18 protein-coding genes are annotated in these 23712 nt (G+C 58.3%); 11 read left to right on the top strand and 7 right to left on the bottom strand.

Features of this window, described 5'->3' with window-relative positions; genetic code table 11:
• Positions 1–101 precede the first annotated feature (101 nt).
• The 3 genes from guaB (at position 102) to V6L79_RS07965 (ending at position 4367) form a co-directional block, all read left to right on the top strand.
• Positions 102–1571 (top strand): IMP dehydrogenase, encoded by a 1470-nt coding sequence (gene guaB / locus V6L79_RS07955; protein ID WP_261741079.1) that lies wholly within the window; start codon positions 102–104, stop codon positions 1569–1571.
• Positions 1572–1674: 103 nt separating this feature from the next.
• Positions 1675–3252: a glutamine-hydrolyzing GMP synthase gene (guaA, locus tag V6L79_RS07960; RefSeq protein WP_048359089.1), complete on the top strand. Its 1578-nt coding sequence runs from the start codon at positions 1675–1677 to the stop codon at positions 3250–3252.
• Between the two features lie 458 nt (positions 3253–3710).
• On the top strand, positions 3711–4367 hold the full coding sequence (locus tag V6L79_RS07965; protein WP_321835875.1) for a serine protease: 657 nt from the start codon (positions 3711–3713) through the stop codon (positions 4365–4367).
• Between the two features lie 68 nt (positions 4368–4435).
• On the opposite strand, the gene treR is transcribed toward V6L79_RS07965, so the two are convergent.
• Entirely contained in the window at positions 4436–5140 is a 705-nt protein-coding gene (treR, locus tag V6L79_RS07970; protein WP_261741081.1) for a trehalose operon repressor, read from the bottom strand.
• A gap of 207 nt (positions 5141–5347) precedes the next feature.
• Between treR and treP the strand changes: the two genes are divergently transcribed.
• The 7 genes from treP to tadA all read left to right on the top strand — a co-directional run bounded on the left by treP (position 5348) and on the right by tadA (position 14620).
• The gene (gene treP / locus V6L79_RS07975; RefSeq protein WP_261741082.1) at positions 5348–6790 is read left to right on the top strand and encodes a PTS system trehalose-specific EIIBC component; all 1443 of its coding nucleotides are present in this window, start codon (positions 5348–5350) and stop codon (positions 6788–6790) included.
• A 31-nt stretch (positions 6791–6821) separates the two neighbouring features.
• The gene (gene treC / locus V6L79_RS07980; protein WP_338580056.1) at positions 6822–8465 is read left to right on the top strand and encodes an alpha,alpha-phosphotrehalase; all 1644 of its coding nucleotides are present in this window, start codon (positions 6822–6824) and stop codon (positions 8463–8465) included.
• A gap of 78 nt (positions 8466–8543) precedes the next feature.
• Positions 8544–9767, top strand: a complete 1224-nt coding sequence (locus V6L79_RS07985; RefSeq protein ID WP_321835877.1) for a carbohydrate porin — start codon at positions 8544–8546, stop codon at positions 9765–9767.
• A 59-nt stretch (positions 9768–9826) separates the two neighbouring features.
• Positions 9827–12352: a phosphoenolpyruvate--protein phosphotransferase gene (ptsP, locus tag V6L79_RS07990; RefSeq protein WP_321836569.1), complete on the top strand. Its 2526-nt coding sequence runs from the start codon at positions 9827–9829 to the stop codon at positions 12350–12352.
• Positions 12353–12354: 2 nt separating this feature from the next.
• Positions 12355–12630, top strand: a complete 276-nt coding sequence (locus V6L79_RS07995) for a PTS transporter subunit EIIB (RefSeq protein WP_321836570.1) — start codon at positions 12355–12357, stop codon at positions 12628–12630.
• A 122-nt stretch (positions 12631–12752) separates the two neighbouring features.
• Complete coding sequence (locus V6L79_RS08000; protein ID WP_321835880.1) at positions 12753–14129, top strand: multicopper oxidase family protein; 1377 nt, start codon at positions 12753–12755, stop codon at positions 14127–14129.
• Entirely contained in the window at positions 14129–14620 is a 492-nt protein-coding gene (gene tadA, locus V6L79_RS08005; protein ID WP_261741088.1) for a tRNA adenosine(34) deaminase TadA, read from the top strand. Before V6L79_RS08000 ends, tadA begins: the two co-directional genes overlap by 1 nt.
• A gap of 114 nt (positions 14621–14734) precedes the next feature.
• On the opposite strand, the gene cmoB is transcribed toward tadA, so the two are convergent.
• The 6 genes from cmoB to lon form a co-directional block, all read right to left on the bottom strand.
• A complete protein-coding gene (gene cmoB / locus V6L79_RS08010) occupies positions 14735–15691 on the bottom strand; it encodes a tRNA 5-methoxyuridine(34)/uridine 5-oxyacetic acid(34) synthase CmoB (protein WP_261741089.1) in 957 nt (318 codons plus the stop codon).
• Positions 15688–16431, bottom strand: a complete 744-nt coding sequence (gene cmoA / locus V6L79_RS08015; protein WP_261741090.1) for a carboxy-S-adenosyl-L-methionine synthase CmoA — start codon at positions 16429–16431, stop codon at positions 15688–15690. Before cmoA ends, cmoB begins: the two co-directional genes overlap by 4 nt.
• An 83-nt stretch (positions 16432–16514) precedes the next feature.
• Positions 16515–17150 (bottom strand): lysoplasmalogenase, encoded by a 636-nt coding sequence (locus tag V6L79_RS08020; RefSeq protein ID WP_261741091.1) that lies wholly within the window; start codon positions 17148–17150, stop codon positions 16515–16517.
• 1 nt (position 17151) lies between these two features.
• Complete coding sequence (locus tag V6L79_RS08025) at positions 17152–17544, bottom strand: protease inhibitor I42 family protein (RefSeq protein ID WP_321835881.1); 393 nt, start codon at positions 17542–17544, stop codon at positions 17152–17154.
• Between the two features lie 75 nt (positions 17545–17619).
• Positions 17620–18114, bottom strand: coding sequence for a hypothetical protein (locus tag V6L79_RS08030; RefSeq protein ID WP_338580057.1), 495 nt, complete (start codon positions 18112–18114; stop codon positions 17620–17622).
• Positions 18115–18329: 215 nt separating this feature from the next.
• Positions 18330–20753 carry an endopeptidase La gene (lon, locus tag V6L79_RS08035; protein ID WP_261741094.1) on the bottom strand — a complete coding sequence of 808 codons (2424 nt, stop codon included), beginning with the start codon at positions 20751–20753 and terminating at the stop codon, positions 18330–18332.
• Positions 20754–21252: 499 nt separating this feature from the next.
• On the opposite strand from lon, the gene V6L79_RS08040 reads away from it, so the two are divergent.
• Positions 21253–23595 (top strand): EAL domain-containing protein, encoded by a 2343-nt coding sequence (locus V6L79_RS08040; RefSeq protein WP_338580058.1) that lies wholly within the window; start codon positions 21253–21255, stop codon positions 23593–23595.
• Positions 23596–23712 lie beyond the last annotated feature (117 nt).

The raw sequence follows: 23712 nt of genomic DNA on the forward strand, positions 1-23712 counted from the left end.
CATGGCCCTTAGCGCAAAACTCTCTAAAGGTTTACGTTGAGAGACGCAGGTGTTTTGAGTACAATGGCGCGCTTCCATTTTCCCGCTCGGGAGCCCCAGCGATGCTGCGTATCAGCCAAGAAGCACTCACATTCGATGACATCCTTCTCGTCCCCGGTTATTCCGAGGTTCTCCCGAACGAAGTCAGTCTAAAGACTCGTTTGACCCGTGGCATTGAACTGAATATTCCTCTGGTTTCCGCCGCAATGGACACCGTAACTGAAGCCCGTCTGGCAATTGCCATGGCTCAGGAAGGCGGTATCGGCATCATCCACAAGAACATGACCATCGAGCAGCAAGCTCATGAAGTTCGCAAGGTCAAGCGTTTCGAAGCAGGCGTGGTTAAAGAGCCGATCACCATCGAGGCTGATGCCACGGTACGTGAACTGCTTGAACTGACCCGCCAGCACAACATCTCCGGCGTTCCTGTACTGCACAATGGCGACCTGGTCGGCATCGTGACGTCCCGTGACGTGCGCTTTGAAAACCGTCTGGAAGCTACCGTCCGTGATGTGATGACGCCTAAAGAGCGTCTGGTCACGGTCAAGGAAGGCGCCGACAAGGACGAAGCCCGCGAGTTGTTGCACAAGCACCGCATCGAGCGCGTGCTGATCGTCGACGACAAATTTGTCCTCAAAGGCATGATGACCGTCAACGACATCGAAAAAGCCAAGGCTTACCCGCTGGCCAGTAAGGACGACCAGGGTCGTCTGCGCGTAGGCGCTGCGGTCGGTACTGGCAAAGATACTGCTGATCGCGTTGCTGCCCTCGTGGCCGCAGGCGTTGACGTGGTGGTTGTCGACACCGCTCACGGTCACTCCAAAGGTGTGATCGACCGCGTTCGTTGGGTCAAGCAGAACTTCCCTGAAGTTCAGGTGATCGGCGGCAACATCGCCACTGGCGCTGCTGCCCTGGCCCTGGCTGAAGCCGGCGCTGACGCAGTCAAGGTCGGTATCGGCCCAGGCTCGATCTGCACCACCCGTATCGTTGCCGGTGTTGGCGTTCCGCAAATCAGCGCGATTGCCAATGTTGCCGCTGCCCTCGAAGGCACTGGCGTACCGTTGATCGCTGATGGCGGCATCCGTTTTTCGGGTGACCTGTCCAAGGCCATCGTTGCCGGTGCATCCTGCGTGATGATGGGTTCGATGTTCGCCGGTACTGAAGAAGCACCGGGCGAGATCGAGCTGTACCAGGGCCGTTCGTACAAGGCCTACCGCGGCATGGGTTCGCTGGGTGCGATGTCGCAATCCCAGGGTTCCTCCGACCGTTACTTCCAGGACTCCTCCGCGGGTGCCGAGAAGCTGGTGCCGGAAGGCATCGAAGGTCGCGTGGCGTACAAAGGCTCGTTGACCGCCATCGTGCACCAACTGATGGGCGGTCTGCGCTCTTCGATGGGTTACACCGGCTGTGCCGACATCGAGCAAATGCGTACCAAGCCTGAGTTCGTGCGTATCACTGGCGCCGGTATGGCTGAATCCCACGTCCACGACGTGCAGATCACCAAGGAAGCTCCAAACTATCGCGTAAGTTGATAGTGATCGCACCCAGGCCAAAACCCGGGTGCGATACGAATTTAATCACCGGGGCTGTTTGATTCAGCCCCGTGTCGTTTCTGAAATTAATCGAGATTTTGTCATGGCCCTCGACATTCACGCTCACCGCATCCTGATTCTGGACTTCGGTTCCCAGTACACCCAACTGATCGCCCGCCGCGTGCGCGAAATCGGCGTTTACTGCGAACTGCACCCGTTCGATATGGATGACGCAGCGATCCGCGAATTCGCCCCTAAAGGCATCATCCTCGCCGGTGGCCCGGAATCCGTGCACGAAGCTGGCAGCCCGCGCGCGCCACAAGCTGTATTTGACCTGGGCGTACCGGTTTTCGGTATCTGCTACGGCATGCAGACCATGGCTGAACAGCTGGGTGGCAAGGTTGAAGGTTCCGAGCTGCGTGAGTTCGGTTACGCCCGTGTAGACGTAGTCGGCAAAAGCCGCCTGCTGGACGGCATCGAAGACCATATCGACGCGGACGGCCTGTTTGGTCTCGACGTGTGGATGAGCCACGGTGACAAAGTCACCAAAATGCCATCCGACTTCCACGTTCTGGCCAGCACTCCAAGCTGCCCGATCGCTGGCATGTTCAGCGACGAGCGCGGCTACTACGGCGTGCAGTTCCACCCGGAAGTGACCCATACCAAGCAGGGCGGTCGCATTCTGTCGCGCTTTATCCTCGATATCTGCGGCTGTGAAGCCTTGTGGACGCCGTCGAAAATCGCTGAAGACGCAATTGCCAACATCCGCGCTCAGGTCGGCACCGACAACGTATTGCTGGGTCTGTCCGGCGGCGTTGACTCCTCGGTAGTTGCGGCTTTGCTGCACAAGGCTATCGGCGATCAGTTGACCTGCGTATTCGTGGACAACGGCCTGCTGCGCCTGCACGAAGGTGAGCAAGTGATGGCCATGTTCGCCGAGAACATGGGTGTCAAAGTGATCCGCGCCAACGCTGCCGAACAGTTCCTGGGCAACCTGGCTGGCGAAAGCGATCCGGAGAAGAAGCGCAAGATTATCGGTCGCACCTTCATCGACGTGTTCGATGCCGAATCCTGCAAGCTGGACAACATCAAGTACCTGGCCCAGGGCACCATCTACCCGGACGTTATCGAGTCGGCTGGCGCCAAAAGCGGCAAGGCTCACGTCATCAAGTCGCACCACAACGTGGGCGGCCTGCCGGACGAGATGAACCTCAAGCTGGTTGAGCCACTGCGTGAGCTGTTCAAGGACGAAGTCCGTCGTCTGGGTCTGGAACTGGGCCTGCCGTACGACATGGTCTACCGTCACCCGTTCCCGGGCCCGGGCCTGGGTGTGCGCATCCTGGGTGAAGTGAAGAAGGAATACGCCGACATCCTGCGTCGTGCTGACCACATCTTCATTGAAGAGCTGCGTAAGGCCGACTGGTATCACAAAGTCAGCCAGGCATTCGTGGTGTTCCAGCCGGTCAAATCGGTTGGCGTTGTAGGCGATGGCCGTCGTTACGCTTGGGTTGTTGCCCTGCGTGCCGTAGAAACCATCGACTTCATGACCGCACGTTGGGCGCACCTGCCTTACGAGCTGCTTGAAACCGTGAGCGGCCGGATCATCAACGAAATCGAAGGCATCTCCCGCGTAACGTATGACGTGTCGAGCAAGCCGCCGGCAACGATTGAGTGGGAATAAGTCTGGCCGGGCAACCGGCTTGATTTAAAAAGGCGGTCAACACCCTGTGTTGACCGCCTTTTTTGTTTAAGTCGCCCGAAAATCCCGTAGATACTCTGTTCCCGGTCAAGCCCCTTGTGGGAGCGAGCCTGCTCGTGAATGTTCTTCGCGAGCAGGCTCGCTCCCACGCTTGAAGTATTATCGCTGAAGCGCGCAGTCAGGCTGCACAGCAGTCGTGGAAATGCCCACGTCTTTAATTAATTTCGGTGTTTTTACGGCGCCAATTATTTGATGTATACAAATTGCTAAAAAGGCAATTGAACCTAGTTCGATTGATTCATACGGGTGATTAAAAACTGAGCCATAAGTTATTTAACGGTCAATCAGCGTAATTGTTTTGGAGCACTGCACTTTGACAAATACAAAAAGCTGACAACAACAAAACAGTCATGCTCGCCCTATTAAATTGGTGAAAAATCATGATCAAGATCATGGTCTACTTTTTTATAGGAGTTGTCATTGCAGGATGCAACGGAATCGTACAGCCCGACTTGGCGGGCCCCCATAGTGATTCATACTTTACAGTTTTTTCGGGCTTCCCTGCGCCGCTTCTATATATGGCATCGGCCGTGCAATGGAATGATGACTACGCCGTCACTGTCCGCCACACCCCTTTCATTACCGACGTGAAACACGTTTGCAGCACAAACTGCGATCTCGTCTTTATTCATAAAAAGGCCAAGGGTCGTTGCCCATCATGGCGCCCACGACGTACGGGAGAAAATATAACGGCTGTGGGAACCAGCCCTTACCTGGTGACCACTACCGGGGTTGGCAAAGTCTATGAAACTCCCTTCCTAGATACTGCAGAGGAGAGCGGTGATCATTATGCCATTCATGATGCCCCGCTGGTCGTGGGCATGTCGGGTGGGCCGGTCATTGGCAGTGACGGTAAGGTTATCGGTATCAATACCGGTTTCTACTCGACTTCAATGAATGAAAAGATCACTCAGCCGGGCTTGAAGGGGGCGTTGAGGGTCAGCATATTTATCCCTTACACGATCATTAAACGCGAGTGGGATATTCATGTGGCACATCTGGACTTTCCGCCCGACACGAAGTGCACCACGAAGTAACGCGCGGCCATGTTAAACCCCTTGCACCCGCTCTTCGGCAGAGTGTTGGACTCAGGGGGTTTTTGATATCAGCGCCGCGCCACATCCGAAAAGTAAAACTTGTCCAATGTATGCCGCGACTCGGTGTATTCAAACTGGCGCCCATCCTGCAAAAACGTCTGGTTACTCACCACGATCACATGGCTCTGGCCGTCGAGGTCCAGGTGCTGTTGGTCGTCCTTGCTGCGCGGCACCGCTTCGATGGTGCGTTGGGCGTAGCTGATCTGCAGGTTCAGGGTTTTCTCGATGTAGGCATAAATCGAGTGCTGGGCAATGTCCTGATCCAGCCCTGGGATCAGATCGCTGACGAAATGGTTAATGTCCAGAATCACTCGTTTGCCATCAATGCGGCGCACCCGTTTGATCCGGGTGATCAGGCTGCCTGCTTCGACGTCGAACTTCTCGCACAGCGCACCTTCAAGCGGGAATTGGCTGAATTCGACCACGTCAGTGCTGACGTTATCGCCCAGACGTGGGTAAGTTTCCTGAAAGCTGACGATACCGCCCAACTGAAACTCGATCGGGCTCGATGACAGGACAAAGGTGCCTTTGCCATGAATTTTTTGCGCAAAACCGCGTTCCTGCAATTGTTCAATCGCCTTGCGTACGGTGCCGCGGCTGGCCTGATAACTGGCCATTAACTCGGCTTCGGAGGGCAAGCGCGCGCCGCGTGCCAGGCGTTCGGTGGTGATGCTGGCAAGCAGATCGGTATAGATCTGATTGTATTTAGTCATGGCGAGGGCTCTATGCCGTTGGGGCTCAGGGCCCGAACCTTAAGGGCAGGGGGTAGGCAGCGCAAGCCCCGGGACCAAGGCGGCAAGGAAAAATATATAAACTCGTCTGTACCAGTTGTTGCTTTAACTGGTACAGACGAGTATTTTTCGTTTCGGCGTGCTGCCAAAACGACGCTCCATAATAAAAATCCAAGCGGAAGACAACGCATGAGCCACGACTATTCCAAGATCGCCAGCGAGTTGCTGCACAGCCTCGGTGGCGCCGATAACGTTGAGCAGGCCGCCCATTGCGTCACGCGTTTGCGTCTGGCGCTCAAGGACCCAAGCCGGGTCGACAGTGCCACCCTTAACCAGATCGATCTGGTCAAAGGCTCCTTCTTCACCGGCGGCCTGTATCAAGTGGTGATTGGCCCCGGCGAAGTCGAAAAGGTCTACGCTGCCTTGCGCGAGCAGACCGGTCTGGCTGCTGCCACCATCGCCGACGTCAAGCAACAGGGCGCCGATAAGGCCAACCCTATGCAGCGTCTGGTGCGGGTGTTCTCGGATGTGTTTATGCCCATCCTGCCCGCGCTGATCATTGCCGGCCTGCTGATGGGGGTTAACAACCTGCTCGGCGCCAAAGGCATGTTCATTGCCGACAAAACCTTGCTCGATGCCTATCCGCAACTGGACGGGATATGGAGCCTGATCAACTTGATGGCCAACACCTCCTTCGTATTCCTGCCCGCACTGGTGGGCTGGTCGGCGGCCAAGCGTTTTGGCGGCAGTGAAATTCTCGGCATTGTGTTGGGCCTGATGCTGGTTCACCCCGACTTGCTCAATGCCTGGAACTACGGCAAGGCCGTGGCTGGTCTGGACGGTCAGAGCCTGCCGTACTTCGATATTCTGGGCCTGTTCCAGATCGAGAAGGTGGGCTACCAAGGGCAAATCCTGCCGATTCTGATGGCGGCCTATGTCATGAGCGTGATCGAAAAATGGCTGCGCGCACGGGTGCCTAATGCGATTCAACTGTTGGTAGTGCCGATTACCACCATCGTCATCACCGGCGTGCTGGCGCTGGCAATCATTGGTCCAGTGACCCGCCACTTGGGGATTCTGATCACTGAAGGCGTCGTCATGCTGTTCGACCTGGCGCCCGTGCTCGGCGGGATGATTTTCGGCCTGCTGTATGCACCGCTGGTGATCACCGGGATGCACCACATGTTCCTGGCCGTTGACCTGCAACTGATCGCCAACCATGGCGGCACGTTTATCTGGCCGATGATCGTCATGTCCAACCTGGCCCAGGGCAGTGCTGCCCTCGGCGTGTTCTACATGAGCCGCAATGTACGCGAACGCAGCATGGCTTCGACCTCTGCCGTCTCCGCGTATTTCGGCATCACTGAACCGGCCATGTTCGGGATCAACCTGCGCTACAAATTCCCGTTCTATGCGGCGCTGATCGGCTCGGCGCTGGGCAGCATCTTCCTGTCGTTGAACAAGGTTCAGGCCTCGGCCATCGGGGTCGGTGGCTTGCCGGGCTTTATCTCGATCATTCCGCAATACATCCCGATGTTTGTGATCGGGATGCTGGTGGCCATTGTCGTGCCGTTTGTCCTGACCTGCGCCCTGAGCCTGAAAATCATTCGCCCCGGTTATCGCGTCGCCTGATCGACGATCCTCCGTTTTAAGGAACCCCCACATGCAAGACTGGCAGCGCTCGGTGATCTATCAGATCTACCCAAAAAGCTTTTACAGCCACGCGGGCAACGCGACCGGTGACTTGCTGGGTGTGGTCGACAAACTTGATTACCTGCAATGGCTGGGTGTCGACTACCTGTGGCTGACACCGTTTTTGCGCTCGCCCCAGCGCGACAACGGCTATGACATCAGCGACTACTACGCCATCGATCCAAGCTACGGCAGCATGGCCGACTGCGAATTGCTGATCCGCGAAGCCAACGCTCGCGGCATCAAGCTGATGCTCGATATTGTGGTCAACCACACGTCCGTTGAACACGAGTGGTTCCAGCAGGCGCGCAGCAGTCTCGACAACCCGTACCGCGACTTTTACATCTGGCGCGATCAACCGAATAACTGGGAGTCCAAGTTCGGTGGCTCGGCGTGGGAATACGAGGCGCAAACCGGCCAGTACTTTTTGCACCTGTTTGACCACACCCAGGCCGACCTCAACTGGGATAACCCCAAGGTGCGGGCCGAAGTCTACAAACTGATGTGCTTCTGGCGCGACAAGGGCGTGGGCGGTTTTCGCCTGGATGTGATCAACCTGATCTCCAAGCCGGCCAATTTCCCGGAAGACAGCAGCGACGGGCGCCGTTTTTACACCGATGGCCCCAACGTGCATGAGTACCTGCAAGAGATGCATCGCGAAGTGTTCGCCGGCCATGATCTGGTCAGTGTCGGTGAGATGTCGTCCACCAGTCTTGAACACTGCATTCGCTACTCGCGACCTGCCAGTGAAGAGCTGTCGATGACCTTCAACTTCCATCACTTGAAAGTCGATTATCCGAACATGCAGAAGTGGGTGCGGGCTGATTTCGACTTTTTGCAGCTCAAGCGAATTTTGTCGGATTGGCAAGTCGGTATGCAGGCGGGCGGGGGCTGGAACGCTTTGTTCTGGTGTAACCACGACCAGCCGCGGGTGGTCTCGCGCTTTGGTGATGACGGCGAGCATCGTGTGGTCTCGGCCAAGATGCTCGCCACTGCCTTGCACTTTCTGCAAGGCACGCCGTATGTGTATCAGGGCGAAGAGATCGGCATGACCAATCCGGGGTTCGAAAACATCGAGCAGTACCGCGATGTTGAAACCCTGAATATCTATCGTCTCAAGCGTGAAGCGGGCATGTCGCACGACGAGTGCATGGCTGCGATCAAGCAAAAATCGCGGGACAACAGCCGTACGCCGATGCAATGGGATCACCAGGCAAATGCCGGTTTCAGCAGCGCCGAGCCGTGGATCGGGATCCCTGAGAACGCGGCCTTTATCAACGTTGAAGACCAACGCAATGACCCGACTTCGGTGCTGCATCACTACCGTCACCTGATTGCCTTGCGCCGCGAAGAGCCGCTGCTGCAACACGGCGAGTATCGCCAGTTGCTGCCTGAACATTCGCAGGTGTGGGCCTATCTGCGTCAGGGCGAGGGCGAAGCGTTGCTGGTGCTCAGCAACTTCTATGGCTCGGCGTGCGACATCGAATTGCCCGAAGGTGTGATTGGCGAAGGCATGGAGCAACGGTTGCTGATCAGTAATTACGACGATTGCCCGGTGCGCAGCAACCGTATTTCGCTACGTCCGTATGAGTCTTTTGTCCTGAATCTGAAATAACCCTCTGCGGGAGCGAGCAGGCTCGCTCCCGCAGAAGCAACCACCGGTTCTACCCATAAAAATAAAAAAGGTCGCTCAATGAAATCTTCACTCAACCACAGCATCTGCATCGCCAGCCTGTGCCTGCTGGCACCGCTTTCAGCCAGCGCTCTGGAGTTCGCCGGTTACTTGCGCAGTGGCGTGGGCAACTCGCTCAATGGCGGCAAGCAATCCTGTTTCAAACTGCCCGGTGCCGAGTCCAAATACCGGCTGGGCAACGAGTGCGAGCAATACGCCGAGCTGGAGCTGCGCCAGGACGTTTACAGCTTCGACGATGGCTCGGTGCTGAGCGTCGACGGCATGGCCTCGTTGTACAACCAATATGATCGCGCGCTGACCTTTCAGGGCGATAACGGCTCAGCCCGCCTGCCGCAGTTGTATGCGCAGTGGTCCAACCTGCCCAGCCTCAACGGCGGCTCGCTGTGGGCCGGACGGCGCTATTACAAGCGTAACGACATCCATATTTCCGACTTCTACTACTGGAACCAGAGCGCCACCGGTGCCGGTATCGAAGACGTACTGATCGGCGGGTTGAAATACAGCTACGCCCTGTCGCGCAAGGACAGCCTCTATCAGGAAGATTACGTAACCCGTCATGACTTCAACGTAGCCGGTTTCGATACCAACCCCGGTGGTCAGCTGGAGTTTGGTCTGAGTTACCTCGACAAGCCTGAACGCACCGATGCCCACAGCGGCTGGGCGATCACTGCGCAGCACGTGCAAAGCGAATTTTTGGGCGGTAAAAACAAGTTTGCCGTGCAGTATGGCGAAGGCTCGGGCACTGGTTTGGGTTACACCGGCGATACCCGACTGGATAACAGCAGCAAGCGCTATCGGATCGTCGAGTTCTTTGACTGGCAGATGACGCCGCGTTTCGGCGGGCAGATCGAGGCGGTGTACCAGAAGGATTTTCGCCCTGACGGCGGCAATCAGGAATGGCTGTCCCTGGGCGTGCGCCCGACCTATGCGATCAGCGAGCAGTTCAAGTTGGTCACCGAACTGGGGCACGATCAGGTCAAGGCTGCGGACGGTACGCGCAAGCTGAGCAAGTTTACCTTTGCGCCCACCTGGTCGCCCAAGGGGCCGGGTTTCTGGACGCGCCCCGAAGTGCGTTTGTATTACACCTATGCCAGTTGGAACGCTGCGGCACAGCGTGCGGCCAATGAATTCGATGCAGGGTCTGCGCTATCCGATAGCGGCGCATTTGGTTCGGCCCGGCATGGTTCAAACGCAGGTTTGCAAGTCGAGTACTGGTGGAAGTAAGCGAGCTGTCGGGGCTCGCGCTCCATCGGCATTTAACCGAATCAACCGCAGGTGAAGTCATGGTCACATCCCAACAACTGCAATTGCTGGCGCCGCTGTCCGGTGTGCTGATGGCGCTGGATAACGTACCGGACCCGGTGTTTGCCAGCCGCCTGATTGGCGACGGTCTGTGCATCGACCCGACCTCGCAAGTGCTGTGCGCGCCGCTGGCCGGGGTGATCAGCAACCTGCAGCACACTGGTCACGCCATCAGCATCACTGGCGAGAATGGCGTGCAGGTGTTGCTGCACATCGGCCTGGATACGGTGAACCTGGGCGGTAAAGGTTTCACGCCGCTGGTCATGGAGGGCCAACAGGTGGCTGCCGGGCAGGCGCTGATCGAGTTCGACGCGGACTACATCGCCCTGCATGCCCGCAGCCTGTTGACGTTGATGCTGGTGGTCAGCGGCGAACCGCTTGTGCCACTGGAGCCGGGTAGCGGTCTGGTTGAATGTGGCCAGCCGTTGCTGCGTTTGCAACTGGCCGCCACTGAGGCTGTAGCTGAGGATCAAACTGGCGCCGCGCAGTTCTCGGAGCCTCAAATCCTGCCCAACGCCAACGGCCTGCACGCCCGCCCGGCGGCGGTGTTCGCCCAGGCAGCGAAAGGCTTTGCTGCGACCATTCGCCTGCACAAACAGCAAGGCAGCGCCAATGCCAAGTCGCTGGTCGCGATCATGGCCTTGCAGACGGTACACGGTGACAGTGTTCATCTCAGCGCGGCGGGGGTTGATGCCGAGCAGGCGCTTACGGTGCTGTCCGAACTGTTGGCGTCGGGCTGCGGCGAAACGGTCACGGCCGTGGCGGTCGAGCCGCAGGCGATTGCAGCCCCTGAGCAGGCAGCAACCGACGTGCTGCGCGGGGTGTGTGCATCGCCAGGCTCGGCCTTCGGTCATGTGGTTCAGCTGAGCGAAAGCGCGCTGCAACTCGCCGAGTTTGCGGCGGACTCACACAGCGAGTGCGAGCGTTTAAATCAGGGCCTGGCAGAGGCCACCGGGGCGCTGCAAGTTCTGTGCGATAACGCCCCTGGCAAGGCCCAGGCTGAAATTTTCAAGGCGCATCAGGAACTGCTGCAAGACCCGGACTTGCTGGAGCACGCCTTTGCGCTGATCGAGCAGGGCAAGAGCGCAGCCTTTGCCTGGCAAAGTGCAACGCAGGCGACCTCGGCGCTGTTTAAAAGCCTGGGCAACCGCTTGCTGGCCGAGCGCGCACTGGATCTGGAGGACGTCGGCCAGCGGGTGCTCAAATTGATGCTTGGCGTGCAGGACAGTGCGCTGGTGTTGCCTGACCAGGCGATCCTGATTGCCGAGCAATTGACCCCGTCACAGACCGCCGGGCTGGATACCCGTAAGGTTGCGGGCTTTGCCACCGTTGGCGGTGGCGCCACCAGCCATGTCGCGATTCTGGCCCGGGCGTTGGGCTTGCCGGCGATTTGCGGGATATCCGCGCAGGTGCTGGCGCTAGCTAATGGCACGCCGGTCGTGCTCGATGCTGATCTGGGCACGTTACACCTGCAACCGGCCCCCGAGCGCATCAAACAGCTGGATAATCTGCGCGAGCGCCAGCACCAGCGTAAGCAGCAAGACTTGCAGCAGGCGGCTCTGGCGGCCTGCACCCGTGACGGCCAGCGTATTGAAGTCAGCGCCAATATCGCGTCCCTGGCCGAGGCTGAGCAAGCCGTGACCCTGGGGGCAGAAGGGGTGGGCTTGTTGCGTTCGGAGTTCTTGTATCTGGACCGCAGCAGCGCTCCGAGCCACGACGAGCAGGTGGCCACTTACAGCGCCATCGCCCGTGCCGTGGGTACTGAGCACAATCTGGTGGTGCGCACCCTGGATGTGGGCGGCGACAAACCGCTGGCCTACGTGCCGATGGATCACGAGGCCAACCCATTTTTGGGCATGCGCGGGATTCGCCTGTGTCTGGAGCGTCCGCAACTGCTGCGCGAACAATTCAGTGCGATCCTCGCCAGCGCCGACCTGACCCGCCTGCACATCATGTTGCCGATGGTCACCCAGCTGTCCGAGTTGCGCATGGCCCGCCAGTTGCTCGAAGAGCAGGCGCTGGCGCTGGGGATCAAGGCCCTGCCAAAACTGGGGATCATGATCGAAGTCCCGGCAGCAGCGTTGATGGCGGATCTGTTTGCCCCCGAAGTCGATTTTTTCTCGATTGGTACCAACGACCTGACCCAGTACACCCTGGCGATGGACCGTGACCATCCGCGTTTGGCCAGTCAGGCCGACAGCTTTCACCCGGCGGTGCTGCGCTTGATCGCTACCACGGTCAAGGCCGCCCATGCTCACGGCAAATGGGTCGGCGTATGTGGTGCGCTGGCCTCCGAGACGCTGGCGGTGCCACTGTTGCTGGGGCTGGGTGTCGATGAACTGTCGGTGAGCGTGCCGCTGATTCCTGCGATCAAGGCCCGGGTGCGGGAGCTGGATTTTGCAGCGTGCCAGACCCTGGCGCAGCAAGTGCTGGGGCTGGAAAGTGCTGAGCAGGTGCGAGCCGCCTTGTTGCCATTGCAGCAACCCATGACCGTGTTGGAGTACTGAATATGTTCGATAAAGTGCGCAAGGCGTTTTGGAAAGCCCTGACTCCGGATCTGGTGGCGGATGCGCCCGCCAAGCCTGCTTCGACCCTGGATGAAGCGATATTGGCGGCTCTGGGCGGTGCCAGCAATGTCAAATCCGAACAGCGGGTGGCCCTGACCCGTATTCGTGTAGAGCTTGACGATATCACCCGCCTGGACCCGCACGCCCTGCGCTTGGCAGGGGTGCCGGGGGTATTGAGCCTGCCGGGCGGGTTGGTGCATTTGGTGGTGGGCTTGTAACCCCCAGGCTCCGTAGCGGCTACCGTGCAGCTATTGCCCTTACTGTTTCCCAATTGCAGGTGTATCGTATTCGCCTTTTGCGGGTTCAACGCCCGCGCCGGATACGAGAGGTAGTTGAACCCATGTCCTTTACCCGTCGACAAATACTCGGTGGTCTGGCCGGCCTGGTAGTGGTGGGTGTTGGCGCAGGAGGCGCTTCGCGTTACTGGCTGGGCAAGGTGGCCGCCGAGAACGCTGGCCACGATTACGAGCTGATTGCAGCGCCTTTGGACGTCGAGCTGGTGCCCGGTCACACAACCGAAGCCTGGGCCTTTGGCCCTTCAGCGCCCGGCACCGAACTGCGTGTGCGTCAGGGCGAGTGGCTGCGGGTGCGTTTTATCAACCATCTGCCGGTCGCGACCACCATTCATTGGCACGGTATTCGTCTGCCGCTGGAAATGGACGGTGTGCCCTACGTCTCGCAACTGCCGGTGCTGCCCGGTGAGTATTTTGACTACAAATTCCGCGTGCCGGATGCTGGCAGCTATTGGTATCACCCGCACGTCAACAGCAGCGAAGAGCTGGGCCGTGGTCTGGTCGGGCCGTTGATTGTCGAAGAGCGCGAGCCCACCGGGTTCAAGCACGAACGCACCCTGAGTATCAAAAACTGGCACGTGGACGAAGAGGGCGGTTTTGTGCCGTTCAGCATCACTCGCGAAGCCGCCCGTGGCGGTACGGCCGGGCGCCTGTCGACGATCAATGGGGCTCATGTGCCGACCATAGAGCTGCCTGCTGGGCAGATCACCCGAGTGCGCATTCTCAACCTCGATAACACCCTGACCTATCGCCTGAATATTCCTGGCGTGGAGGCCAAAATCTACGCGCTGGACGGCAACCCCATTGAGCCAAGGCCTTTGGGCAAGGATTACTGGCTGGGCCCGGGCATGCGCATTTGCCTGGCAATCAAGGCTCCGGCTGCGGGCGAAGAGTTGTCGTTGCGCGACGGCCCGGTACGTTTGGGCACCTTACTCTCGGTTGCCAGTACCGACGCACCGGGCGAATGGCCGCCGGCGTTACCCGCCAACCCGGTTGCCGAGCCCGACGTGGCGAATGCCGAGAAGCTCAACTTCAATTTTGAATGGGTCGGCTCGGTCTCCGAGGACCTGGGCCCTGACCAGCCGCCGAGCTTGTGGCAGATCAACGGTGTGGCCTGGGACATCAAGGACAAGACCTGCGCCGACCGGCCCATTGCCAAACTCAAACTGGGCCAGAGTTATATCTTCGAGTTGAAGAACATGACCCAGTACCAGCACCCGATCCACTTGCACGGCATGAGCTTCAAGGTGTTGGCGTCCAATCGCAAAAAGATCATTCCGTACTTCACCGACACTTATCTGTTGGGCAAAAACGAGCGTGCCCGCGTGGCGCTGGTGGCGGATAATCCCGGCGTGTGGATGTTCCACTGCCATGTGATTGACCACATGGAAACCGGCCTGATGGCCGCTATTGAGGTTTCCTGATGCGACAAGGGCGTCAACCCCAGATCATCGACCGCAGCCGCGATCAAGACTTTATGCGCGAAGCACTGACCCTGGCCGCTCAAGGTGCGGCACTGGGTGAAGTGCCGGTGGGCGCGGTGCTGGTGCAGGGCGGTGAAATTATCGGTCGTGGCTTCAATTGCCCGATCAGCGGCAGCGACCCCAGCGCCCATGCCGAGATGGTTGCCATCCGCGCGGCAGCCGCAGCGGCCAGCAACTATCGGCTGCCCGGCAGCACGTTGTACGTGACGCTGGAGCCGTGCAGCATGTGTGCGGGGCTGATCGTGCACTCGCGTGTGGCGCGTGTGGTCTACGGCGCGCTGGAGCCCAAGGCCGGGATAGTGCAAAGCCAGGGGCAGTTCTTCACCCAGGGTTTTCTCAACCACCGGGTGTTGTTCGAAGGTGGGGTGCTGGCCGAAGAATGCGGGGCGATCCTCAGCGAGTTTTTCAAGGCCCGAAGAGCCAAATCCTAGGTGCATCAACCACCCAACCTGTGGGAGCGGGCTTGCTCGCGATGCAGACGGCGCGGTCAATCTGGATTCGCGCGGTGATGCTATCGCGAGCAAGCCCGCTCCCACAGGTCGTGGTTATTTCCTGGCGATGATCACTGCGCGCATCGGCGCGGGCAGGCCTTCAATGGTTTTGCTGTGATCATTGGGGTCGAGGTAGTCGCTCAGTGACTGGAATTTCATCCATTCGGTGGCGCGCTGTTCTTCGACCGTCGTGACGCTCACGTCAACACAGCGCACATCGCTGAAACCAGCGCGGCGCAACCAGCGCTCAAGCGCCGGGATCGAGGGCAGGAACCACACGTTGCGCATCTGCGCGTAGCGGTCTTCAGGCACCAGCACTTGATTCACGTCGCCTTCAATCACCAGCGTTTCCAGCACCAGTTCACCGCCTTTGACCAGGCAGTCTTTCAATGCCAGCAAATGCTCGATGGGCGAACGGCGATGGTAGAACACGCCCATGGAAAACACCGTGTCAAAGCCTTCAAGGTTTGGCGGCAGGTCTTCAAACGGGAAGGGCAGGTGCCACGCGGCCTCTTGCTGCAAAAAGCGCTGCACCGCCTGGAACTGACAGAAGAACAGCCAGTTGGGGTCAACCCCGATCACGCTGTGGGCACCGGCACCGAGCATGCGCCACATGTAGTAGCCATTGCCGCAACCCACATCGAGGATGCGCTTGTGCTTGAGGTTGATGTGCGGCGCAACCCGCGACCATTTCCAGTCCGAGTGCCATTCGGTATCGACGTGTACACCAAACAGGTCGAACGGGCCCTTGCGCCAGGGTGACAGGCCCATCAGCGCCTGACGCATCTGCGCGCGGGTTTCGTCGTCGCAGTCGGTGTCCAGAGTCAGGCCGTTGAGCAGATCGATCTCGGTCGGCATAACGTCAGGCAGCGCATCCAGCGCACTTTGCCAGCGCTCCAGATCGCCGTGGCCTTTGTCCATTTTGACGTCGAGCTGGGCTTGCAGGGTGTTGGCCCATTCAGCCAGTGGAGTGCCGGCCAGACGCCGGGCAAGAGGGGACAAATCAATCATGGCAAGGCAATCAACGAGGCAAAGTTAAGACACTGGAACCACGGCACGACTTTCGAGAACCCGGCCGCCAGCAGGCGTTCGCGGTGTTCTTCGAGGCTGTCGGGCTTCATGACGTTTTCGATGGCGCTGCGCTTTTGCGCGATTTCCAGATCGCTGTAGCCGTTGGCGCGCTTGAAGGCAACGTGCAGATCGGTCAGCAGCGCGTGTTCTTCGGGATCACTGAAGCGCAGTTTCTCCGAGAGAATCAGAGCACCGCCCGGCAGCAGCGATTGGCGGATACGACTCAGCAGTGCCAGACGCTCCTCTGGAGCAATAAACTGCAGGGTAAAGTTCAACGCCACCACCGACGCGGGCTCAAACGCCAGTGCCAGGATATCGCCTTCGATCACTTCAACCGGCAACAACTCCTGGAACATCGAGTTTTGCCCATTGAGGTATTCGCGGCAGCGCTCGACCATCGCCGCCGAGTTGTCTACCGCGATCACCTTGCAGCCGTCGGTACGCACATGTCTACGCAGTGCCTGGGTGACTGCACCCAACGAGCTGCCCAGGTCGTACAGAACGCTGTCGGGCTGGGCAAACTGGGCTGCGAGCACACCAAGGTTTTCGACAATGGTGGGGTAGCCGGGCACCGAGCGCTTGATCATGTCCGGGAACACCCGCACCACGTCTTCGTTGAAGGCGAAGTCCGGCACCTGGGCCAGGGGCTGGGCGAAAATACGGTCGGGTTCTTTGCTCACGGCGGTTCCGGCGATGGAAATTTTAAAGGGGCGGCATTTTAGCCAAGTTAGCGCCGGGATGCGCGGTCTGTCTGATAAACCGTTCAGCGCTTGCCCTGAGAAAACACCGAGGCAGTAATGCCCCATTGGCCAAGCCAGTAACTGAGAATGATCAGATAGGGTGCAGCGCCGAAGGGCAGTACAAAACGATCAATGCCAATCAGGCTGTCCGAGACCACGAATGCCAGCGCGCCGGCGGCTGCCAGCCAGGCTGAACCCTTGGAGATGCGGGTGCCCAGGCGGGCGAGGGCGCGCCACAGCATGGCGCTGATGGCCAGAGCGTAGACCGCCACCGGAATCAGTAAATCGCCCAGGCCCTTGGCCGCCATCACACTGAACAGGCTAACACCTGCCAGCAGCGCCAATGCCAAGGCAAGCAAGGCCGGGCGACGGCAGTCCACGAGGTAGGCCTTGAGGTAAGCCAGGTGGGCGAACAAAAATGCGCCAAGCCCCCAAACAAACAGGTCCTGTGGCCAGGCCAGCAGAATGTCGCCCAGCAGGGAAAACAACAGGCCGAGGCTGATCCAGCGTCGATAGGGGCTGGGGCGAGCATCTTGCAGCCAGCCGAGCAATGCCAGTACCGGCACCGGTTTGCTCAGCAAACACAGCAACGTGGCATGCAGGCTGAGCCCGTACAGGTAAGTGCCAGCGCCCATTACCGCGAGGATCAGCCAAGCCATATCAGTTCACCGTGATTGGGCAGTCGAATACCTGGGCCGGTTCTGCCTCGGGTTCCCAGGGTTGTTGAGAGGTCAAGCGCAGGCGCCCGCTGCCAGCGGCAAACACCTGGAAACGCCAGGTCGAGAGCCCGCCGCTGCCCAGTAACTGACCATCGTCGCTGCTGCTGTAAACCTCCGGGCCGAGGCTGCGCAGCACGCCGCCAGCGGAGTCCTGAATGGCCCAACGGTAACCGGTGGTGGGGTTGCTTGGCAGCGACACAATCAGGTGCTGGCCAACGTGCAGTAGCTTGGGGCAGTCGCTTTGTTCTTCGACGGTAACGTTGTGTGCAGGCTGTTGCGCACAGGCCGTCAGCAGGCTGAGGCCGAGCAGAGGGATAAAACGTGCAAGGGGCATTGAAGGCTCCGGTCAGACAAACACAATGACGCAGCATAACCCATGATGGGCGCGGCGCCATTTGTCGGCTGCGGATCAGAAAGAGGCATGCGGCGGGCTGATCGTGAAATCGCCACACATCTCCAGGCTATTGCCGTTGTGGTCCAGGCATTCCATTGTGAACAGTCGGGCGCTGTAGCAGCTCTCGACCACACTCAGGTGCAGGGTGCCAATGTCGGCCTGGTTCAAGTGATAGAACTCACGCCCGGCCACTTCAACGCATTCGATGTACGACATCGAGTGAACGGGGCCGTGTTCGCCTTTTTTGAACAGGTAAGTGCCGGACTGGATGTTGATGTCTAGGGTCAGGGAAACAGCACGATAAACGGTTGAACCGAAGTCATCGAACTCGCCGGTAATGACAATTTTTTTCTGGCTGCTGGCAAAGGTCATTTCCTGAGCGGCAAACGCAGGGCGGTCGAGCAGCTCGGCTTTGAGTTCTCCCCGGGTTCTGGGGTTGAACACCTTCTGGCCTGACTCTTTTTGCCTGAGGACATCCGGGTTTTCAAACGCAGGATGATGAAGTGGCATGGTCGTCGGCTCCTGCGTTATTTTTGTGGGATTAGACTCTATTAGCGGCGGGAAACACTCAGGCGTCTACTGTCAGAAATGACAGTAGAGCTGTTTAAAGCACAACAGGTATGACACATAAAGGCTGTAGCCGCTGCCATTGGCTGTGATGGGCCGCGCAACGGCGAAGGCCCTTTGGTCTTGTCGCAGCCTGCAGCAGCGGCTACAGGGTTGTTTTAAAACAACACTTTGGCTACATCGGTAAAGCGTTTGGCGAAGTGCACGGTGATGCCTTCTTTCAAGTAATCGGGCAGTTCTTCGAAGTGGCCCCGGTTAGGCTCGGGCAGGATCAGTTCGTGAATTTTCTGCCTGCGCGCCGCAATTACTTTTTCACGCACGCCACCAATCGGCAAAACATGCCCGGTCAGAGTCAGCTCGCCAGTCATTGCAATGCCTTTTTTCGGCGGTTGATTACGTGCCAGTGACAGCAGCGCACTCGCCATGGTCACGCCTGCGCTCGGGCCGTCCTTGGGTGTTGCGCCTTCAGGCACGTGCAAGTGTACGAAGGCCTCATCGAAGAACTTGGGATCCCCGCCAAACTGCTTGAGGTTGGAGCTGATATAGCTATAGGCGATTTCGGCAGACTCTTTCATGACCTCGCCCAGTTGCCCGGTCAGCTTGAAGCCGCGATTAAGGGTATGAATGCGCGTTGCCTCAATCGGCAACGTCGCGCCGCCCATGCTGGTCCAGGCCAGGCCGGTAATCACCCCGGTGCCGCTGATCACCTGCTCGTTACGGAACACCGGCATGCCCAGTGATGCTTCGAGATCCTTGGGCGCGATCTTGATCACCGCTTGCGGATCGTCGAGCAACTTGACCACCGCCTTGCGCACCAGTTTGCCCAACTGCTTCTCAAGCTGGCGCACCCCGGCCTCGCGGGCATAACCGTCGATCACCGCACGTAGGGCGCTGTCGCTGATGCTCAGGCTATTTTTGGATACCCCGGCTTTTTCCAGCTGTTTTGGCCACAGGTGACGCTTGGCGATCGCGACCTTTTCTTCCGTGATGTAACCCGAGAGGCGAATCACCTCCATGCGGTCGAGCAAGGGACCCGGGATCGAGTCCAGAGTGTTGGCAGTACAGACAAACAGCACTTTGGACAGGTCCAGGCGCAGGTCCAGGTAGTGATCGAGGAAGTCGACGTTCTGTTCCGGGTCCAGGGTCTCGAGCAAGGCAGATGCCGGATCACCCTGGAAGCTTTGGCCCATCTTGTCGATCTCGTCGAGCATGATCACCGGGTTCATCACTTCGACATCCTTGAGCGCCTGCACCAGCTTGCCCGGCTGAGCGCCAATGTAGGTACGGCGATGGCCTTTGATCTCGGCCTCATCGCGCATGCCACCGACGCTGAAGCGGTAAAACGGACGGCCCAGGGACTCGGCAATCGACTTGCCGACACTGGTTTTACCCACACCTGGCGGGCCTACCAGCAGCACAATCGAACCGCTCACCGAACCTTTGTAAGCGCCCACGGCGAGGAATTCGAGGATTCGGTTTTTGATGTCGTCCAGCCCGGCATGGTGAGCATCAAGCACTTTGCGCGCGTGCTTGAGGTCGAGCTTGTCCTGACCGAATACGCCCCATGGTACTGACGACGCCCAGTCCAGGTAGTTGCGGGTGACGGCGTACTCTGGCGATCCGGTTTCCAGGATCGACAACTTGTTGATCTCGTCATCGATACGCTTTTGCGCCTGGGGCGGTAGCGTTTTGCCTTCAAGGCGTTGCTTGAACTGCTCGATATCGGCGCTGCGATCGTCCTTGGTCAGGCCCAGTTCCTGCTGGATCACCTTGAGTTGTTCCTTGAGGAAAAACTCGCGCTGATGTTCGCCGATCTTGAGGTTAACCTCGGCCGAAATCTCTTTTTGCAGCCGCGCAACTTCGACTTCCTTGCGCAGCATGGGCAGCACTTTTTCCATGCGCTTGAGGATCGGGACGCAATCGAGCACCTGTTGCAGCTCGTTGCCGGTGGCTGACGTCAGCGCAGCTGCGAAGTCAGTCAGGGGCGATGGATCGTTGGGGCTAAAGCGATTGAGGTAGTTTTTCAGTTCTTCGCTGTACAGCGGATTGAGCGGCAGCAGCTCTTTGATCGCATTGATCAGCGCCATGCCGTACGCCTTCACCTCGTCGGAAGGATCCTTGTGTTGCTGCGGGTATTCGACCTCTACCAGATAGGGTGGGCGGTGATGTTTGAGCCAGGTGCTGATGCGCACGCGGGTCAGGCCCTGGGCCACGAATTGCAATTTGCCGTTTTCGCGGCTGGCGTGATGAACCTTCACCAACGTGCCGTATTCCGGCAGGCTTTTGGTGTCGAAATGGCGAGGATCATCGGGAGGTGTGTCGACAAAAAACAGCGCCAACGAGTGATGAGGCGACTTGCTGACCAATTCCAGGGTTTCGGCCCAGGGCTCTTCATTGACGATGACCGGCAGGACTTGTGCCGGGAAGAATGGCCGATTGTGGATCGGGATGATGTACACCTTGTCCGGCAGGTTCTGCTCAGGCAACGCCAGTTCAGTGCCTCCAGCGTGCGGTTGGTGTTCGGAGTGTTCTACCTCGGTGTATTCAGCGGTGTCGTCCGGAAATTCTTGCTGGTCGCTCATAGGGCACCTGCGCAATTGGGTATGGGTATTAGATGGGGCGCGGTGCCAGTGGTTTCAATGGTGAACAGAGTTTCATGATCAATTGGCGGCACAAGCGGTAGCTGGGTGAAGAAATTCTGTAGTCGCTGAGGAGCGTAGCGAGGCTGCTTCCGAGGCGCAGTCCTCGTACACCCGGTAAACGCAGTGTTTCTGAATTAACGGATTGAATGGTTGACGACTGCTGCGCAGCCGGACGCAGCCTCGCGGGGCTCGTCAGCGACTACAAGGTTTTGCATATTTCCCGATTGAAGAAATAAATAAGCAACCCCCCTGCGCTAGGCCTTTGTCGCCAACAACTTGACAGTAGACGGCCTGTATTTATTGGGTGATCTTCTTTATGCGGCAGTTGGATCCATAACAATAAAGATGGACTGAAAGGTCACTGGTCTGGCTTTTTCAAGGAAGTCGAGGGAACGCTTATGTGGGTATTGGCATTCACTCAATGGATTGAGGGCGCAGCATGAAGTTGCGTAACAGTTTCCAGGCGCGTATCAGCGTGTTTCTTGCGCTGCTCCTGTTATTGGTCATCGGTGCGGTGTACTTCGCCGTTAAAGCCGTGACCATTTCGGTGTCCCGCGATCAGGCGCAAGAACAGCTTAAAACCGGCACGCGGGTGTTTGAACGGTTTATGGATTTGCGCTGGAACCGCATTCAGTACGGCCTTGATTGGTTGACCAACGACTCGGGGTTTCGTGAAGCGACCATCAATGGCAGCCCTTCGTTGATAGAGCGTGTCTTGGTGGAGTTCGAATCGAGCCTGAAGGGCAGCGAGCTGTTTGTGCTGGATCTCGACGGCAGGCTTATCACCAGCACGCTCAAAGCCCTGCCGGCAGGGCAAGTGTTTCCTTATGCCGAGGCCTTGAAGCGGGCGCGTCGTACTTCTCAAACCATGGTGATCGGCATACTTGCTGGCAGGCCATACATGATGGTGCAAAGTGCGGTGCTGGCGCCGTTGCCCGTAGTGCGAGTGGTGTCGGGAATGCCGATGGGTGAAGCGTTCGCCCATGAGTTGAGCTCACTCAGTAACCTGCAGGTGTCGTTCCTGACGGTTAAACAAGGCGAGAGCGGAGCACTGAAGGGGACTCTGCCGGACTTTATGAGTGCCAGTATCATCAAATTTGTAGACGAGCATACGCCGAGTTCAATGATCCATTTCAGCGAGATTCACGGTAAACGCTTTCTTGGGCAACTGTTGCAACTGGCCAATACCGCAGACCCGGGCAATGGGCAGGTGCTGGCGGTTTTACAAAGCCCTCTGGATGAGTCCATACAGGCGTTCAATTCGCTGGATCGCAAGTTTCTCTTGATCCTGGGGGCGGCGCTGCTCGCTTCATTGCTCGGCGCATTATGGCTGGCGCGTGCAGTTTCACGGCCAGTCAGCCTGCTGGCCGAGGCTGCGCAGCGCATTGGGCGGGGTCATTACGAAACTCCGGTGGAGCTCAAACGCAAGGATGAGCTTGGGTTTCTGGCCAGCGCAATCAATGCCATGCAAAGCGGGATTGCTGCACGGGAACAGCAACTGGTGCATAACACCCTACACGACTCAGTCACAGGCTTACCCAATCGTACCTTGGTCATGGAACGTCTGGGCAGCGCCATCAGTGCACGACGCAGTGTGGTGTTGATCCATTTGAGTATCGAAAACTATCGTGTGATCAAGGACAGCACTGGCCCGGAGGGGGTAGAGCTGATCATGCGTGAATCCGCTCGCGTGATGCGCGAAACGCTGCGCGAACACGATACGGCGGCATGCATCACGGGCAACGAGTTTTTGCTATTGCTCGAAAGCACCCAGGTTGATGCAGGTGTTGCGATGGCTGACCGGCTATATGCGTTATTGAGCTGTCCGCTGAGTATTGATGGGCATGAGGTGGTGCTGGAAATCTGCATGGGTATTGCCGCATACCCGCTTAACGGGCAAAGCGTTGATGAGCTGACCAGTCGTGCTGCAATTGCGTGCCGCGATGCCGCAGCCTTGCCGGGTTACTTGCAGGTATATCAGCAGGATCGCGACCTGGTTTATCAGCGGCAAATCCAGCTGATCAGGGACTTGCGCAATGCCGCTGATGAAGGCCAGTTGTTTTTGCATTACCAGCCCAAACTGGATATTCGCAGTGGCCTTGTACGCCAGGCTGAAGCGCTGCTGCGCTGGCAGCACCCGGAACTGGGTCTGGTCTCACCGGCTGAATTTATCCCGCTGGCCGAGCGTACGGGTAGCATGTTGTTACTGACAGGGTGGGTGATTGAGGAAGGTATTCGTCAGTTGGCTGAGTGGAATCACAGGGGCTTGCATCTGCAACTGTCATTGAACATCTCTGCGGCGGATTTGCAGGGCGAAGATCTGTTGGTAGCCGTTGAAGGCCTGCTCAAGCGCTATGCGCTGTCTGCCGAACAGCTGATTTTCGAAATCACCGAAAGTACGGCCATGCACGACCCGGAACATTCGCTCAGCGTGCTTGAGAAACTGCGCGATGCCGGTATCAGTTTGTCGGTGGATGACTTTGGCACGGGTTATTCGTCGCTGGCTCACCTCAAGCGACTGCCAGTGCAAGAGCTGAAGATCGATCAATCGTTTATCCGTGACCTCGACGAAACCAGCGAAGACGCGGTGATCGTACGTTCAACCATCGAAATGAGCCACAACCTGGGGCTTAAGGTAGTGGCTGAGGGCGTTGAGTATCAACATACCCTTGACCTGCTGCAGCGCTGGCACTGCGACACGGCGCAGGGCTACCTGATCAGCCGCCCGCTGGATGCAGCGGCGTTTGAGGTCTGGTTATCGAACTCAAGTGCGATAGTTTGAGCTGTTGGGCAAGCTCAGTGCTACCCGACGATAAAGCCCGTTCACTCAAATCCGTGTGCCCACAACTGTGGGAGAGAGCCTGCTCGCGAAGGTCCACAGATGCACCGCCGACTTAAC

The organism is Pseudomonas sp. ML2-2023-6, assembly GCF_037055265.1.
GTDB classification, from domain to species: domain Bacteria; phylum Pseudomonadota; class Gammaproteobacteria; order Pseudomonadales; family Pseudomonadaceae; genus Aquipseudomonas; species Aquipseudomonas kulmbachensis.

What these genes read in the sequence shown, in the direction of transcription:
- guaB (WP_261741079.1), top strand. Translation starts at nt 102, where the DNA reads ATGCTGCGTATCAGCCAAGAAGCACTCACATTCGATGACATCCTTCTC.
- guaA (WP_048359089.1), top strand. Translation starts at nt 1,675, where the DNA reads ATGGCCCTCGACATTCACGCTCACCGCATCCTGATTCTGGACTTCGGT.
- V6L79_RS07965 (WP_321835875.1), top strand. Translation starts at nt 3,711, where the DNA reads ATGATCAAGATCATGGTCTACTTTTTTATAGGAGTTGTCATTGCAGGA.
- treR (WP_261741081.1), bottom strand. Translation starts at nt 5,140, where the DNA reads ATGACTAAATACAATCAGATCTATACCGATCTGCTTGCCAGCATCACC.
- treP (WP_261741082.1), top strand. Translation starts at nt 5,348, where the DNA reads ATGAGCCACGACTATTCCAAGATCGCCAGCGAGTTGCTGCACAGCCTC.
- treC (WP_338580056.1), top strand. Translation starts at nt 6,822, where the DNA reads ATGCAAGACTGGCAGCGCTCGGTGATCTATCAGATCTACCCAAAAAGC.
- V6L79_RS07985 (WP_321835877.1), top strand. Translation starts at nt 8,544, where the DNA reads ATGAAATCTTCACTCAACCACAGCATCTGCATCGCCAGCCTGTGCCTG.
- ptsP (WP_321836569.1), top strand. Translation starts at nt 9,827, where the DNA reads ATGGTCACATCCCAACAACTGCAATTGCTGGCGCCGCTGTCCGGTGTG.
- V6L79_RS07995 (WP_321836570.1), top strand. Translation starts at nt 12,355, where the DNA reads ATGTTCGATAAAGTGCGCAAGGCGTTTTGGAAAGCCCTGACTCCGGAT.
- V6L79_RS08000 (WP_321835880.1), top strand. Translation starts at nt 12,753, where the DNA reads ATGTCCTTTACCCGTCGACAAATACTCGGTGGTCTGGCCGGCCTGGTA.
- tadA (WP_261741088.1), top strand. Translation starts at nt 14,129, where the DNA reads ATGCGACAAGGGCGTCAACCCCAGATCATCGACCGCAGCCGCGATCAA.
- cmoB (WP_261741089.1), bottom strand. Translation starts at nt 15,691, where the DNA reads ATGATTGATTTGTCCCCTCTTGCCCGGCGTCTGGCCGGCACTCCACTG.
- V6L79_RS08020 (WP_261741091.1), bottom strand. Translation starts at nt 17,150, where the DNA reads ATGGCTTGGCTGATCCTCGCGGTAATGGGCGCTGGCACTTACCTGTAC.
- V6L79_RS08025 (WP_321835881.1), bottom strand. Translation starts at nt 17,544, where the DNA reads ATGCCCCTTGCACGTTTTATCCCTCTGCTCGGCCTCAGCCTGCTGACG.
- V6L79_RS08030 (WP_338580057.1), bottom strand. Translation starts at nt 18,114, where the DNA reads ATGCCACTTCATCATCCTGCGTTTGAAAACCCGGATGTCCTCAGGCAA.
- lon (WP_261741094.1), bottom strand. Translation starts at nt 20,753, where the DNA reads ATGAGCGACCAGCAAGAATTTCCGGACGACACCGCTGAATACACCGAG.
- V6L79_RS08040 (WP_338580058.1), top strand. Translation starts at nt 21,253, where the DNA reads ATGAAGTTGCGTAACAGTTTCCAGGCGCGTATCAGCGTGTTTCTTGCG.